Source organism: uncultured Chitinophaga sp., from assembly GCF_937874145.1.
GTDB lineage: Bacteria > Bacteroidota > Bacteroidia > Chitinophagales > Chitinophagaceae > Chitinophaga.
Genome location: NZ_CALNBI010000333.1, coordinates 1 through 15,828 on the forward strand (window position 1 = coordinate 1; position 15,828 = coordinate 15,828).

Here is a 15,828-nt window from a genome sequence, read left to right on the forward strand (position 1 = left end):
CCTGCGCCGGAAACCGCGCATGCGGAGGAAACGCCTGCCGAAACTTCAGCGGAAGCCCCGATCCGCATCCATCCCATGGATGCACCCGCAACGGAAACCGAACTGACCTTCCAGCCGCTGTTTACGGAAGATTATTTCGCCTATAAAAAACTGAAAGAGCCGACTAACGCAGAAAGCATGACCGCAAAAGCCGCCGCTGAAATGAGAAGCTTTACCGACTGGCTCCGCCAGCTGAAGGACAACTTCTCCGGGAAAGCCACGAAAGACTGGTATCATCAGCAATTGCACAAATTATACGAAGACGACGACCCGGAGGTAACCGAGCGCGTGGAAGCCATGGCGATCCAATCCATCACCCTGAACGACGACATCGTTTCCGAAACGCTGGCGGAGATTTGGGTGAGGCAGCATCAACCCCTGAAAGCCATCGCGGTATATCAAAAATTAAGTTTGCTTAATCCGGGCAAAAAAGCGTACTTTGCGCAGAAGATTAAAGACTTACAAAACAATTAACAACTCATAACTAGTAGCTAACATGTTGATTTTCTTTGGAATATTGATTGTGATTGCCTGTATTCTGCTCGGCTTTTTCGTGCTGGTACAAAACCCCAAAGGCGGCGGCCTCGCCGGTAACCTCGGTGGTTTTGGCAACCAGGTGATGGGCGTTCGCCAAACGACCGACGTGCTGGAAAAAGGCACCTGGGTGCTGGCGGCTGTGATTGCCGTGCTGTGCCTTACCTCTACCATGTTCACCGGTTCTGGAACCGGCAGCGGAAGCAACATGCCGCAAAGCGCCAGCGAACGCGCCCAGGGCGCCGCTCCTGCTCCCAGCAGCACGCCGCTTCCCGGTGCAGCGCAACAGCAACAGGCAGCACCTGCCCAGCCTGCTGATTCCGGTAAATAACAATATTCCTTCCGAATAATATTTTCCAAGACCTCGCCGTTAAAAGCGGGGTTTTTTATTGAGGATACTCCGCCTTCCGACCAACATGCGTAACAAAACTAACAAGAACACCTCGCCCTGGGTGCGCCGTATCGCCATCATCGGCGCCTGCCTCATCGCCGGCGCCCTCGTGGTCGCCGCATACCTCCTGATGGGCCCCAACACCCGTTCCTTCGGCGATAAAAAATATTTCTATGTGCCCACCGGCAGCCGTTACGAAGACGTGCTCAGGGGCCTTTCCGAACAGGAGATCATCTCCTCCTCCTCCACCTTCAACCTCGTTGCCCGCCAGCTCGGATATCCCTCCCGCGTGAAAGCCGGCCGCTACGAGATCCGCAAAGGCATGAGCAACCTCGAGATCGTGCGCATCCTCCGCAGCGGCAAACAATCGCCCGTGAAGCTGGTGATCAACAAGCTCCGCCTCAAAAACGATTTCATCCGCCTTGTGTCCAACAACCTCGAAGCCGATTCCGCCGCCATGCGCGCCATCCTGGAAGACCCGGTGTACCTCCGCCAGTTCGGGCTCGATACCACCACCGTCATGGCCGCTGTGATGCCCAACACCTACGAATTCTACTGGAACACACCCGCCGCCAAGGTTTTCGATAAGATCTCCGATGCATACGAAACCTTCTGGAACGATACCCGCAAACAAAAAGCCGCGGCCCTCAACCTCACACCGGTGCAGGTAACCGTGCTCGCTTCTATCGTGGAAGAAGAAACCAACCGCAACGACGAGAAGCCCGTTATCGCCAGCGTCTACCTCAACCGCCTCAAAAAAGGCATGCGCCTCGGCGCCGACCCTACCGTGAAATTCGCGTTGCAGAACTTCGCGCTCCGCCGCATTTACAATACACACCTCGAATACGATTCTCCGTATAACACCTACCGTTACTACGGCCTGCCCCCCGGCCCCATCTGCACGCCGTCCGCCAGGTCTATCGACGCGGTGCTGACGCCCGCCGAAACCGATTACCTCTTCTTCGCCGCAAGGCCCGATGGCAGCGGGTATCACTCTTTCGCCGTAACCTTCAAGGAGCACCTTGAAAACGCCCGGGCCTATCAGAAGGGTCTCAACGCGAGGGGCATCAAATAATTCGTATTTTTACGGCGGTCCAACAACACGCTGATGATCGACGTAGAAAAACTCATCCTCGAATCCCGGCCCGTCCAATGGCTGACGCATAAAAGCAAATCGCTGGTATTGCCGGGGTTCGAAGGCGCGCCCCTGTACGACGTCATCGTGTTTTTCCTAAAAGAAACGGCGAAGGAAAGCCTGATAGAAAGAGCTGCGGCCATTTCTTTCAACTTCCTCCTGGCCATCCCGCCGTTCTTCATTTTCCTTTTCACGCTCGTACCCTTCATCCCGCTGCAAAACGTGGAGCCCACGCTGTACGACCTCGCGCAAACGATCACGCCCAATTACAACAGCTACATCATCGTGCGCGACATGATCCATGACTTCCTTTACACGCAGCGCAACACGCTGCTGTCGTTCGCTTTCATCCTCAGCTTTTACTATTCCAGCAACGGCGTGATGGGCATGCTGCGCTCGTTCGACAAGCTGCTGCCCGGCTTCCACCAACGCACCTGGTGGCAAACCCGGCTCACCGCGCTAAAGCTCACCATCATCCTCGTTTTCCTGCTGCTGGCCACGGTGGTGCTTATTATCATGCAGGGCACATTGCTGGCGAGCATCCTCGCATACATCGGCATCGAGGACGTGTATTCGCAATTTCTTTTACAGGTGGTAAGATGGACGCTCATCGTGCTGTTATTCTTCGCCATCATCTCCGTGATTTATAAATTCGGGCCGGCTGTGCAGAAGAAATGGAAATACATTTCCGCGGGGTCCACTTTCGCCACTATCGCGATGATTGCCGTAACGCTCGGTTTCTCTTACTGGGTGACCAATTTCGCGCGCTACAACCAGATCTACGGCTCCATTGGCACTATCCTGGTACTCATGCTCGTGGTGTATTTCAACTCCTTCATCCTGCTCATCGGGTTCGAACTGAACACCAGCATCAGCACTTTACGGGAGATCGCGGAAGAGCGGAATAAGAAGGAATCACCTGAGTTACAGGGACTTTCGTAATACCTTTCCAGAAATAGGATGGATGGCTTCGCTTTGCACCCGAAAAACCTTAATTTCATATCAACCAAATTATGGAGGCCTATGAAAAAGCATATCTTTTTCCTCCTGCTGATCGCGGCCGCCGCCGTTTCGTTCCGGCTGCCCGGTTATCTCGACATCGGCGCGAAACTGCCTAAAGCGGATATCAAAATGAAAGATATTTCCGGGAAGGAAGTGTCGATGAACGATGCAAAAAAAGCAAACGGTTTGCTGGTGATGTTCTCCTGCAATACCTGTCCATACGTGGTGCGCAACCAGGACCGTACCCGCGCGATCTGCCAGTTTGCGCAAAAGAACAACGTAGGCGTGATCCTCATCAATTCCAACGAAGCGGCCCGCACCGGCGGCGACTCCTACGAAGCGATGCAAACCTACGCCCGGCAGCAGTCTTACAAGTGGCTGTACGTCGTGGATAAGGATAACCAGGTGGCGGATGCATTCAATGCCGACCGCACGCCGGAATGTTACCTGTTCGACAAAAGCGGCACGCTCGTCTACAAAGGCGCGATCGACGACAATCCCGGCAATGCAGGCGGGGTAAAAGACAAATACCTCCACGCCGCCATCCAGGCCATGGTAACGGGCAAACCCGTTCCAAATCCTTCCACCGCTTCCGTAGGTTGCGGCATCAAACGGAAAATGTAAATGCAATTGACCTCATAAAGAAAAAGCTGACCAATCAACCGGTCAGCTTTTTTTATGCGATGCATTCGCACGCAATTCGTTATTGCCCTACCATAAATACGGCGTTGCCGAAGAGGAGTTTGCCGTTTTCCCAGAAACTGCGGAATAGCGGGTTGTCGGTCATGAGGATGATTTCGCCGTTACCGATTTCCTTCACACCGAATACGAGCCCGTCGCGGAGGCGCTCCCGGGCGGAGGCGCCCACGAAACCGGTCAGGTAATCATCCTGCTTGAGCGCGCCCACGTTCCAGCCGTCATCTTTGAAATATGCCAGCAGCTGGTCGTTCTGTTTCAGGGTGTAATAATATTCGGGATACCCGAATGCCAGCGGGTGCGTTTTATCGAGGTGTACTTTGTAAATCGCACCGGGAATGAAGCCCGACACGCTTTCGCGCTCGCGGTTGGCATAGGGTTTCAGGTCGGTGTAAGGATTTTTCGGAGCTTTGTCTTCCTCGTCTTTCTCTTCCTCCTTTTCCTTCTTCATCTCATATCCCCACTCCCCTTCCGCCAGCTGCGCCACGGCATCTTCCATCACGATCAGCCGGCCGCCGGCGGATACCCAGTCTTTCAGCCGGGAGGCCAGGGCTTTGTCTTTCAGCATATCGTACCTTCCATCGGGCAGGATGAGCACATCGAGGTCTTTCCACGACGAGCCCGGCAGCGCGGTAGCGGGCAGCACCGTGAGCGGGTATTCGATCTGTTCTTCGAAATAATGCCATATTTCGCCCATGCCCAGCGAAGAAATGCCATCCCCGGCGAGTACGCCTACTTTGGGTTTGCGGATGAAACGGATTTTATCCGAACCGAAATCCGCGCCTTTGTCCACAAATCCCGTGGGCACGCGGGTAACGCTCACGCCCATCCGCGCGGCGATGACGGGGATGGATTCCAGGGAAGTATTTCCGGATTTGGTGATGATAAGCGTGCCGGCGGGATGTACTTTACCCCCGATCGTGAAAGGCGCTTCCGCATAGCGCACCCGCAGGTTGCGGTTGAGCAGGGCGGCGAGGAATTTCACGTCTTTCGTGCTGTTCCAGGCGGCGAGATAGGCGTAAGTGGCCCCCACGGCCGGAGGCGCCACCGTTTTCTCCAAAGAATCGGCCACAGCGGGCTGCAGCCGCGCTTTCACGGCGTATGCCGGAAGCCCGTAGGCGTAGGGCATCGCCCAGGCGGTAATGTCGTAGGTCACGCTGTCGGTCAACCGCGACACCGGTTCAAAAAGCACGCGCACCATGGTAGACCGCGGCTGGAAAGCGCTCACCACCAGGTCGCCCTTCTCGATGGAGAACGCTTCCGTTTTGCCGGTGAAGTAATTGAAACCGTTGCCATTGGAATTGCCCGTGGCGAACCCGAAGGCAATATCGTTGCGGCGCAGCGTTTCGGCCAGCGACATGAGTTTTTCCGTATTGCCGCCGCTTTTCACGACGTAAGTTTTATAATCGCCGGAGGGCTGCTGGCGCGCATCGCGGAAGAATTTACCGAATTCCTCCACCAGCTTTCCCGCCTGCGCCACGGAAGCTTCCACGGTGGCGATGCCGGTGGTGAAGTGATGATCGAGCCGGTCTTTCAGCCGGAGCGTGTCCCCTTCGCGGTTCACGATGGCGAGGCCCGCCCGGCCGCTGCCGCCCTGCTCATACGTCATCCCGATGGCGCCGTTGTAAGTGGGATAGGTATCGCCGTAGCTGGGATAGAACAGATCGAATTGCTCTTTGGTGAAATACAGCCAGCCGTTGGCATCGAAATATGTAGCGTTATGTTTCCCGATCTGCGTCTGGAAGGCGCGCTGCCATTCAGTTACCGCGTCGTGCAAGGGTTCAGCGGCCGGCGCGAAATAGTACGGCGCATCTACGCCCTGTTCATGAAAATCGACATGCACCTGCGGCATCCAGCGGTTATACTGGATCACGCGTTGCCGGGATTCTGTTTGTGATTGCCAGGCCCAGTCGCGGTTCAGGTCGAAATAATAGTGGTTGGGGCGGCCGCCGGGCCAGGGCTCCGCGTGCTCGCGTGCATAGGGCGTGGCGTCGGGGATGCGGGCGTGGACGGAATTATAGAAATTCACGTAGCGGTCGCGGCCGTCGGGGTTGAGGCAGGGATCGATGATGATCACCGCATTGTCCAGCAGCGCCTTGCGGCTGGTGAGCAGCGTGTGCGCCGTGCGCATGGCGGCTTCGGTGGAAACGGCTTCGTTGCCGTGTACGTTATAGCTGAGCCAGATGATGACGGGCTGATTGTGGGCGCTCCCGCCGTTCAGCAATGCCAGGTTGCCGCTGCGGATCGCTTCGAGCCGGGCGATGTTCGCGGGGGAAGACAGGATCGCGAGTACCAGCGGCCGGCCTTCGTAGGTTTGGCCGTAGGTTTCAAAGCGCATCATGGCATTGCCTTCGGCGATTTTGCGGAAGTAATCCACGACTTTATAATGCGGTGTAAACCTGGCTCCCGGCTGATACCCGAGGAATTCGGCGGGGGATTGCTGGGCTTTGGCGGCCAGCATGCAAATGCAGAGGAGAAGAAACAGGACGGCAGACTTCATAGATTCGTAGTATCCGGCTAAGATAGGGAAAAAGCGCCGGTGCGGAAGCGGCCCATTCCCCGGAAATTATCCGTATTTTGGGAGGAAACAGCCACACCTATGCGCTTCTTTTTGTTCCCCCTGCTGCTGTTGCTGACCCATATTTCCACGGCGCAGCAGGCCGATCCGTATCATTATTCCAGCCGCAAATACATGGAAGCGAAGCGCTTCGCCGTATCGTCGGCCCACCCGCTGGCGAGCGAGGCGGGCGCGCAGATCATGCGGGAGGGCGGTAACGCCGTGGATGCGGCGATCGCGGTGCAGCTGGCGCTGGCGGTCGTGTATCCGCAGGCAGGGAACCTGGGCGGCGGGGGCTTTATGGTGGCGCGGATGGCCGATGGCCGCGCCGTTACGATCGATTACCGCGAGAAAGCCCCCGGCCGGGCGCACCGCGATATGTACCTGGACTCCGCCGGCAACCCGGTGACTGCCCGGTCGCTCGAAGGGCACCTGGCCGCAGGGGTCCCGGGCACAGTGGCGGGCCTCGTGGCTTCACAGGCTTACGGCAGGCTTCCCCTTTCCAAACTCATCGCGCCGGCCATCGCACTGGCGGAAAAGGGATTCGCGATCACCGAACAGGAAGCCCACGGCCTCAACCGCCTGCGCGGGATGTTCGTCCGCCTGAACACAAAACCCAACGCTTTCGTAAAAGATACGCCCTGGAAAACGGGCGATACCCTCATCCAGAAAGACCTCGCCAACACCCTGCGCCGCATCGCGAAGAAGGGCGGCAAAGGTTTCTATGCCGGAGAAACCGCGCGCCTGGTGGCCGCGGAGATGCAGCGCGGCGGCGGCATCATCACCGAAAAGGATATGGCCGCTTACAAGGCCATTGTTCGCCGGCCGCTGGAATTCCGGTTCCGGGGGCACGACGTCATTACCATGCCCCTGCCCAGCAGCGGCGGCATCGGGCTGCAACAGATGCTCGGCATGGTGGAAGACTTCCCATTGGAGAAAACCGGGTTCCATAGCCCTGAAGCCGTGCAGCGCATGATCGAAGCGGAGCGCAGGGCGTATGCCGACCGGGCCGAACATCTCGGCGATCCGGATTTCGTGAAAGTGCCCGTGGCGCAGCTCACCGATAAAAAATACCTGCAGGCAAGGATAGCGGATTTTGTGGCCGGGAAACCTTCGCCCAGCAAGGGCATTACAGCCGGCGGACCGTTCGAAAGCACCTCAGCGTGGTGGACGCGGAGGGCAACGCCGTATCGGTCACCACCACCCTCAACGGCAGCTATGGCAGCAAAGTGGTGGTCGGCGGCGCGGGGTTCCTGCTCAACAACGAAATGGACGACTTCTCCGTGAAACCCGGCGCGCCTAACCTGTATGGTCTCATCGGCACGGAAGCCAACGCCATCGCGCCGGGGAAGCGCATGCTCAGTTGCATGACACCCACCATCGTTTTGAAAAACGGCAAGCCGTACATGGTGACCGGTACGCCCGGAGGTTCTACCATCATCACTTCCCTGTTCCAGACGCTGGTCAATGACATCGTTTTCGGGATGGATGCGCGCGCCAATGTCAACGCACCCAAATTCCATCATCAATGGTGGCCGGAAGACGTGCGGATAGAAAAAGAATTCCCCGCCGCCACGAAGGAAGCCCTGGAAAAAATGGGCTACCCGGTGAAAGTGGGATCACCCTGGAGCCGTACGGAACTGATCCGCATCGTGGACGGGAAGATCGAAGCGGTCGGCGATTGGCGGGGCGACGACAGCGTAGCGGGAGAATAAAATCGTACATTTAAGCCTTCATCAAAAACGATCAGCAAGTATGCGACTTTACCTGGACAGTGCGAAAAAACGGTTGCTCACTTACAAGGAGCTCGGCGAGAAAACCCTCCGCCAGCTCAACGACCGGCAGATCCACTGGCAGCCTGCGGGCCAGCCCAACAATATTTACATCATCGTCAAACATATGAGCGGCAATATGCTGTCGCGCTTCACGGATTTCCTCACCAGCGACGGCGAAAAGCCCTGGCGCCAGCGCGACGCCGAGTTCATCGACGATGCGCCCGAGGCCACGATGGCCGAGCTGCTGGAGATGTGGAACAAGGGATGGGATTGCCTACTCACCGCCATCGACGGACTGGAAGAAGCGGACCTCGGCAAAACCGTTTACATCCGCACCGAGCCCCACACCGTGATCGACGCCCTCAACCGGCAACTCGCCCACTACCCGTACCATGTTGGCCAGATCGTATACCTCGGCAAAATCATGCGGGCGGAAGGATGGGAAAGCCTTTCCATCCCGGTGGGGCAATCGCAGCAGTTCAACGAAGCAAAAGCGGCAGGCAAATGAAACACACGATCGTATTTTCCGCGGCCGCGATCATGCTGGCCGCCTGCAATACCGGGAAAACCGACGCATTGCTGAAACACAAGAAATGGAAGGTGTACGACGTCACCGTTCCCGCAGGAACCTCCTACAACCACGTGCAGGCCACGCAGGCGAAGGACCTGAAAGGCGGGTATTACAGCGACGCCTATTACCAGTTCCTCGACAACAACCTATTCATCGCCACCATCGCCGGCGTCCCCGACAGCGGGAAATACTCCCTGCTCAGCAACGGGAAGATCATTTCGGTGACGGGCGCCAGCGGCTCCCGCAGCTCGGAGCACCTGGTGGAAGTGGTGAAGCTGAACGAAAACGAATTCGATATGAAAGTGAATACCGGCGAATATTATTTCGTACTCCGCACCCGGAAACAGTAATCATGATCCAGATCACAGACAGCATGCCAGGCAGAACGGCCCTATGCGACGGCCGCGAGTTGTTATTCTTCTCAGGATTCTCTTACCTGGGCATGCATACATCCCCCGTTTTCCGCACGCTCCTCGCCGAAGGCCAGGCGCTTTTCGGCAGCGTGTATCCCAGCAGCCGCATCGGCAACCTGCAGCTTTCGTTGTATGAGCAGCTGGAACATGCGCTTGCGGTGCATACACGGCAGCAGGCGGCCGCCTGTTTTTCGTCGGGCTACCTCTCGGCACAGGCCGCCGTTACCTACGCCGTTACCAAAGGCACGCCCTTGTACGCTCCCGGCACCCACCCTGCTTTGCGGTTCCCCGGTGCCGTGGTAGCTTCGGGGAACTGGAACGACTGGCTGGCCACCACGGTGGACATGCTGAACCGGGAACCCGATCATACCTACGTCCTGATTTCCGACGCGGTAGACCCATTGCGGGGCGAAGTGCATGATTTCGGTCCGCTCGCCCGCCTGGAGCGCAAAGCCCTCGTGCTGATCGACGATTCGCACGGTCTGGGCATCCTCGGCGTGCAAGGTGAAGGGATTGCTGCCACGTTACCGGAATCGCCCGCCGCAAGGTTCCTGCTGACCGCTTCGCTGGCGAAAGCATACAGTTTGGAAGGAGGCGTGGTGACAGGGCATGCCGCCGATATTGCGGCCATCCGCCGGCTGCCGCTCTTTACGGCCAGTACACCGATCATCCCTGCCAATGCCTACACCTGGCTGAAAGCGGCAAACGCCTTCGCGGAGGCACGCAGGCTGCTGCGCTCCAACATCACCGCGCTGGAAAGGCTGACAGGCGCCGTTGACGAAGTACCCAACACGCACGGGCTGCCCATGTTCGTGCTGGAAGATCCTTCGGAAGCCGTCTACACCTGGCTCCTCTCCCGCGACACGCTCATCTCTTCGTTCGCGTATCCCGATCCGCAGGGCGACCGCATCAACCGGATCGTTTTGTCGGCCCTCCATACGCCCGACGATCTTGAAATGCTCGCCGCACAACTCGTTCAATATTACGATCACCCATAAACAGTACCCATTTTTATGATCAAAAAGACCCTTGCCTTCTTATCCCTGCTTTTGATGATGCTGCCCGCCATGGCGCAGCAGTCTTTGCTCTACAAGATCTCCGGCAACGGATTGCCCCAGCCTTCCTACGTGTACGGAACGATACATATGATCTGCCCGCAGGATTTCAATTTCCCCGACAAGCTTACCAAAGTGGTGCGGGCCGCGAATGTGATTTACCTGGAACTGGATATGGACGATCCTGCCATGATGCTGAATATGGCGATGATGATGCAGGACAAAACGCCGGGTTATTCCCTGGAGAAAGCCTTCAAACCGGAAGATTTCCGCCTGCTGCAGCAATTCATGAACGACAGCATGAGCATGGATATCGAAAACTTCAAAAAGATGAAGCCCCTGGTGCTGATGAGCCTGCTGGCCACCAAACTGCTGCCCTGCAAAAAGAGCGAATCGTACGAAATGAAGCTGGTGGAAATGGCCAAACAATATCATAAGCCGGTCGAGGGGCTGGAAACGATCGAAGACCAGGTTTCCGTTTTCGATAATATCGCGGACACCACCGAAGCCCGGTCGATCATGGAATACGTGAAGAACATGGCGAAGCAGCGGGATATCATGAACCGGTTGATGACGTCCTATAAAAAACAGGATGTGAACGCGTTATACAACCTGGTGCTGGAAACGGCGGAAACAGAGTCGGACCGCGAAGAGCTGCTCGACAAGCGCAACCGCAACTGGATCCCCAAAATGGAGAAAGCCATGAAGAAAGACCTGGTGCTTTTTGCCGTGGGCGCCGGCCACCTCGGGGGCGACCAGGGTGTGCTGTCGTTACTGAAGAAGAAAGGATACAAGGTGGAACCTGTTCATAAATAATTGTTTATCAATACATTCAGAAAGCCGCACCTGTTCCGGGGCGGCTTTTTCTTTGCCTGCGGGGATGTTGCATTTGGTCATCCACAAAACGGTTTCATCATGCAAAAGTGCCTGTTGGTGTATCAGATTTCAAGTCCGCGGGCGGGCGATATAAGTTTGCACCATCAAATTCAGTGTATGCAAACCTTTTTAACCGCTATTTTCTCAGCAACTATTCTTTCAGCAGCTCCTTCCGCCATTGCGCAGCAAAAGAAAGACTCCATCCCCGCCCCGTCCGTAAAGCAGCTCAAGACCCATGAGGTAACCAGCACCACGCCCCCTATTACGATGCAGGGCGGCACCATGATCGTCAACGTCGGAAAATCCGTGACCGCCGCCGGCTCCAATGGCTGGGACGTGGTGACCAAGTCGCCCGGCGTAATCGCGGACAACAACAACGCCCTTCAGCTGAACGGCAAACCCGTGACGGTGTACATGGACGGACGGCCGACGCGCCTCAGCGGCGACGATCTCAAGAACCTCCTGGCCTCCACGCCCGGCAGCAACATCGACAAGATCGAGCTGATGAGCATGCCCGGCGGCAAGTATGACGCACAGGACGGGGCGATTATCAACATCAAGCTGTTCAAGCCCAAAGACCTCGGCACCAACGGCAACCTCACCCTCACCGGCGGCTTCGGGCGCTACCTGCGCACCACCGAGGGCTTCACCCTCAACCACCGCAGCAAAGGCGTGAACCTCTATGGCGGGTACGACCACAATTACGCCAAAACGTTCACCGAAGTCACCAACGACCGCATTTACCCGGATGGGTACACGCTGACCGAGAACGACTTCAACCGGGAAAACAAACACACCCACAACCTGCGCGCCGGGGCTGATTTCGACCTGTCCAAATCCTCGTCGGCCGGCGTGCTCGTGAAAAGCATGTTCAACAACCGCGGCCGGGTGGGCGACAACTACACCACCCTGCCGGATTCCATCTTCCGCCAGGGCGCCACCGGCGATCAGAAACTGGTGAACCCCAGCGTCAACGCCTATTACCGAACGGCCAGCGCCAAACACAAGAACGAGCTGACCATCAACGCGGATTACTTCAATCACCGCAAAGACTGGGACGACCAGTTCGGCGGGCAGTATTATTCTCTGGAAGAAGATGTGATCGGATCGTCGTCGCATATCCGCAACTTCACGGAATCCGCCATCGACCTGTATTCTCTCAGTGCGGATTATTCCCAGCAGTTCAAGGCGTTCAAACTGGAAGCCGGTCTTAAAACCACTTTCACCGAAACCGACAACAACATGCACTGGGAACTGATGAACGGCGGCAAATGGGAAAATGATCCCAACAAAACGAACCACTTCATTTACAAGGAAAACGTGAACGCCGCTTATGCCGGCCTGAGCAAAACGGTGAAGAAATGGTCGTTTACCGCCATGCTGCGCATGGAACATACGAACGCGAAAGGCAACAGCCTGACCATGGACCAGAAGTTCTCCCGCGACTACGTGCAGTTCTTCCCCAGCGCTTCGGCCTCGTATAACATGAGCGCCACCGACCAGTTCAGCTTCAGCTACCGCCGGAGCATTAACCGGTTCGGCTTCGACATCGTGAACCCTTTCATCACCTACGTGAACGCTTATTCCCTCCGCCAGGGCAACCCGGACATCAAGCCGATGCTGTCGCAGGCGGTGCAGGCAACCTGGAGCCACAAGTACCAGCTGTTCACCACCGTGGCGTTTACGCGGATGACCGACAACCTGAGCATGACTTTCAAACAGGACCCGGTGACCAAGGTGCAGGTAATGAGCTTCGACAACCAGACGAACTTCAACCTGGCGTATGCCAACGTAGTGTGGGTGAAGCCGATCACCCCGAAAATCCGGACCACCATTACCGTGACCGGCCTGTACCTGGGCATCAACACGGTGCTGGACGGGATCGATTACAACAAGAACAGCGTGACCGCTTTCGCCAATATCCAGAATTCGTTTACGCTGCCCAAAGGCTTCACCGCCGAGGTGAACGGTAACTTCCGCGGGCCGCTGATGGCGGGTTACGCCGTGATGCAGTCGCAGGGCAACGTGGACCTGGGGCTGGGAAAAACGATCCTGAAGGGCGCCGGATCATTGAAGCTGGCGGCAGTGGACATTTTCAACACCAACCAGATGCGTTTCAAGGTGAAATACGCCACCATCAACAACCTGGGCAAAATGAACATGGACACCCGCGTGGTAAACCTGACCTTCAATTATAAATTCGGCAATAAAAACGTGAAAGCCGCCAAATCGCGCAAGAACAGTATCGAAACCGAATCCGGACGGACTTCTACGCAACAGGGCTTTTAGGAAATAACGGGAAAGCCTCCGCAAGGGGGCTTTCTCTTCTTATTTTCGCTATTTTTGAACGAAAGCACACCTCCTGCTCATGTTATTGGACCAAACCAGCCAATTTTTTAAAAAAGAATGGAAGAAGATCGCCATCCTCTTTTCCATCGCCCTCGTCTGGAACATCTTCGCCTTTCTTTTCCTCTATTCCCTCGACCCCGACCTTACCGACACGGCCTATAACCGCTTTGGCGGCGTTTGGGTGACTACTTTCCGGTCCATCATCGAATTCACCATTACATATTACGTCCTGATTTATTTCGCCTGGCTGCCGGCTTTGCACGATAATAAATGGGGCCGCTTCTTTTTCATCATCGGGTTGCTGTTTGCCGTGAAAGTCGGCTATTCCCTCATTTACGAATACGCCAAAACCGTGTATGAGGTGAAGGGCCGGCAAGACAAAGTGATGAAATTCATGTCGGCCAACAAGATGTTCGTGTTCTCCCTCACACAGATATTCACTTACCTGTTCAACCTCGCCGTGACCTTCGTGGTGGCTGTGTTCATGCATTTCAGCCGGCGCGAGAAGTTGCAGAAAGAACTGGAGAAACAGAAGATGGACGCCGAGCTCAGCGCCATCAAATACCAGATCAACCCGCATTTCCTGTTCAATTCGCTGAGTTTTATCTACAGCAAAACGGTGCCCCTGAGCGAAGAGGTTTCCAATGCGGTATTGCTGCTTTCGGATATTATGCGGTATGCGCTGGGGAAGGAAGAGGATGCCGAAGGGAAAGTGGCCCTCACCAAGGAAATCACGCATATGAAAAACGTGATCGAGATCAACCAGATGCGGTTCAACAACAAACTGAGCATCCAGTACAGCGAGCAGCTCGAAAACCCCGCGGCCCGCATCGCCCCGCTCATCCTTATCACCCTCGTGGAAAACGCCTTCAAGCACGGCGACCTGCTCGACCCCGCCAACCCGCTCGTTATCCGCACGGAAGCCAGCGACAGGCGCATCAGGTTTTATATCGGCAACAAAAAGAAACTGGGGCCCAAGGAGCTGTCGACCAGCATCGGCCTCAACAACGTGCGCCAGCGCCTGCAGCTGACTTACGAAGGGAAACACAACTTCACTATCAACGAAACGGAACACTTTTATACCGCCGAACTGATCATTCAACTTCAGAAAAATGATTAACTGCCTTATCATCGACGACGAGCAGCACGCCATCGACCTGCTGACGCACCACATCCAGCAAACGCCTTTCCTGAACCTCCTCTACTCCACCACCGACCCGCTGGAAGGCCTGCAGGTGCTGCACCAGCATAAAATCGACCTTATCTTCCTCGACGTGCAGATGCCATCGATGACGGGGATCGATTTCATCAAAGCCATCAACGGCAAATGCAAGGTGATCCTCACCACCGCCTACAGCGAATACGCCATGGAAGGGTTCGAGAACGAAGTGGTGGATTATCTCCTCAAACCCATTTCCTTCGCGCGTTTCATCAAAGGCGCCCAGCGCGCGCTGAGCCTCATCCAGCCAACTGCGGCGCCGGCGAAGGAAGAAAGCGATTTCATCTTTGTAAAAACGGAACAAAAAGGCAAGCTCATCAAAATCAATATCCGGGATATTATTTTTATTGAAGGATTGAAGAATTACGTTAAAATACATACCCGCGGCGGCGAAAAGATCATTGCCCTGCTGAATATGAAAGACCTGGAAGAGCGCCTGCCGGCGGGAGAATTCGTGCGGACGCATAAATCCTTTCTTTTGGCCACCGGCTTCATCCGCATGATCGAAGGCAACCTCGTACACCTCGACCATACCGACGAAAAGGTGCCCGTGGGCGACACCTACCGGGAAACGTTCATGAACCTGATGAAAGATAAAATAATGACCAACAAGAAATAACGTATTATATTTGTTAACCTGCGCCTGACCAGCGCCGGCGTTGCCGTTCGGTTTGTGATGTGAATAATGGTCACCACCGAAAACCTGGTTCCGATGATTCAAAAGGCCCTGATTTCCCTGATCTGCCTGCTGGCGTTCCTGCCGGTCACGGCGCAGCCGGCGATGGACAGCACCGGCATCTCCCGCAAATCTCTCGAATACTACCTTTCCCGCGCCGTAACCATGGCGGAGTTCCTGGCGGTGGACCCCTACGGCAACGATGGTCCTTATCCATACAAAGACGACGACGTACGCCTTATCCGGCATATCGGGGCCAAATTCATCGGTCGTGCGATCTATCGCTGGGGCCACGAAACGGACCTCGCCAACCCGGATTTCCTGGAGAAAGCTAAAGGGCTCATGCGCAGGGTGCACGCCAGCGATCCGGAAGTGATCTTCCAGGCGGCGGTGTTTGAAGCGGTTTCGGAGAAGGTGGACAGCATGGCCGTTCCGGGATGGGCGTTCGAAGCGCTGGGGCTGCCCGTTGAAAAGCGGCGGTTCCGGTATGCGGATATGCTGAATAAGGATGGTAAATTCTTGAACCACTGGGGGAAAGGC

At 56.0% G+C, this 15,828-nt stretch carries 13 protein-coding genes and 3 pseudogenes; 15 read left to right on the plus strand and 1 reads right to left on the minus strand.

Features of this window, described 5'->3' with window-relative positions:
• The 5 genes and pseudogenes from Q0510_RS16220 to Q0510_RS16240 all read left to right on the plus strand — a co-directional run.
• A pseudogene (locus tag Q0510_RS16220) lies at positions 1–513 on the plus strand (hypothetical protein); the annotation flags it as partial.
• Between the two features lie 22 nt (positions 514–535).
• Positions 536–904 (plus strand): preprotein translocase subunit SecG, encoded by a 369-nt coding sequence (gene secG, locus Q0510_RS16225; protein ID WP_298714078.1) that lies wholly within the window; start codon positions 536–538, stop codon positions 902–904.
• 85 nt (positions 905–989) lie between these two features.
• A complete protein-coding gene (gene mltG, locus Q0510_RS16230) occupies positions 990–2,039 on the plus strand; it encodes an endolytic transglycosylase MltG (protein ID WP_298714080.1) in 1,050 nt (349 codons plus the stop codon).
• A gap of 33 nt (positions 2,040–2,072) precedes the next feature.
• Positions 2,073–3,041 carry a YihY/virulence factor BrkB family protein gene (locus Q0510_RS16235; protein WP_298714083.1) on the plus strand — a complete coding sequence of 323 codons (969 nt, stop codon included), beginning with the start codon at positions 2,073–2,075 and terminating at the stop codon, positions 3,039–3,041.
• An 81-nt stretch (positions 3,042–3,122) separates the two neighbouring features.
• Positions 3,123–3,725: a thioredoxin family protein gene (locus Q0510_RS16240; RefSeq protein ID WP_298714086.1), complete on the plus strand. Its 603-nt coding sequence runs from the start codon at positions 3,123–3,125 to the stop codon at positions 3,723–3,725.
• Between the two features lie 79 nt (positions 3,726–3,804).
• Here the strand turns inward: Q0510_RS16240 and Q0510_RS16245 are convergent, their stop codons facing one another.
• Positions 3,805–6,297 carry a M14 family metallopeptidase gene (locus Q0510_RS16245; protein WP_298714091.1) on the minus strand — a complete coding sequence of 831 codons (2,493 nt, stop codon included), beginning with the start codon at positions 6,295–6,297 and terminating at the stop codon, positions 3,805–3,807.
• A 258-nt stretch (positions 6,298–6,555) separates the two neighbouring features.
• On the opposite strand from Q0510_RS16245, the pseudogene Q0510_RS16250 reads away from it, so the two are divergent.
• From Q0510_RS16250 to Q0510_RS16295, 10 genes and pseudogenes are all read left to right on the plus strand, one after another.
• Positions 6,556–7,407, plus strand: a pseudogene (locus Q0510_RS16250) (gamma-glutamyltransferase); the annotation flags it as partial.
• A 110-nt stretch (positions 7,408–7,517) separates the two neighbouring features.
• The gene (locus Q0510_RS16255; protein WP_298714093.1) at positions 7,518–8,069 is read left to right on the plus strand and encodes a gamma-glutamyltransferase; all 552 of its coding nucleotides are present in this window, start codon (positions 7,518–7,520) and stop codon (positions 8,067–8,069) included.
• 40 nt (positions 8,070–8,109) lie between these two features.
• Positions 8,110–8,637, plus strand: coding sequence for a DUF1572 family protein (locus Q0510_RS16260; protein ID WP_298714096.1), 528 nt, complete (start codon positions 8,110–8,112; stop codon positions 8,635–8,637).
• On the plus strand, positions 8,634–9,050 hold the full coding sequence (locus tag Q0510_RS16265; protein WP_298714099.1) for a hypothetical protein: 417 nt from the start codon (positions 8,634–8,636) through the stop codon (positions 9,048–9,050). The genes Q0510_RS16260 and Q0510_RS16265 overlap by 4 nt, the downstream gene beginning before the upstream one ends.
• Positions 9,051–9,052: 2 nt before the next feature.
• Positions 9,053–10,111: a hypothetical protein gene (locus Q0510_RS16270; RefSeq protein ID WP_298714101.1), complete on the plus strand. Its 1,059-nt coding sequence runs from the start codon at positions 9,053–9,055 to the stop codon at positions 10,109–10,111.
• 15 nt (positions 10,112–10,126) lie between these two features.
• Positions 10,127–10,984: a TraB/GumN family protein gene (locus Q0510_RS16275; RefSeq protein ID WP_298714104.1), complete on the plus strand. Its 858-nt coding sequence runs from the start codon at positions 10,127–10,129 to the stop codon at positions 10,982–10,984.
• 177 nt (positions 10,985–11,161) lie between these two features.
• Positions 11,162–13,333, plus strand: a complete 2,172-nt coding sequence (locus tag Q0510_RS16280) for an outer membrane beta-barrel family protein (protein WP_298714107.1) — start codon at positions 11,162–11,164, stop codon at positions 13,331–13,333.
• A 79-nt stretch (positions 13,334–13,412) separates the two neighbouring features.
• Positions 13,413–14,513: a histidine kinase gene (locus Q0510_RS16285; protein ID WP_298714114.1), complete on the plus strand. Its 1,101-nt coding sequence runs from the start codon at positions 13,413–13,415 to the stop codon at positions 14,511–14,513.
• Positions 14,506–15,231 (plus strand): LytTR family DNA-binding domain-containing protein, encoded by a 726-nt coding sequence (locus tag Q0510_RS16290; RefSeq protein WP_298714117.1) that lies wholly within the window; start codon positions 14,506–14,508, stop codon positions 15,229–15,231. The genes Q0510_RS16285 and Q0510_RS16290 overlap by 8 nt, the downstream gene beginning before the upstream one ends.
• Positions 15,232–15,324: 93 nt before the next feature.
• A pseudogene (locus Q0510_RS16295) lies at positions 15,325–15,828 on the plus strand (hypothetical protein); the annotation flags it as partial.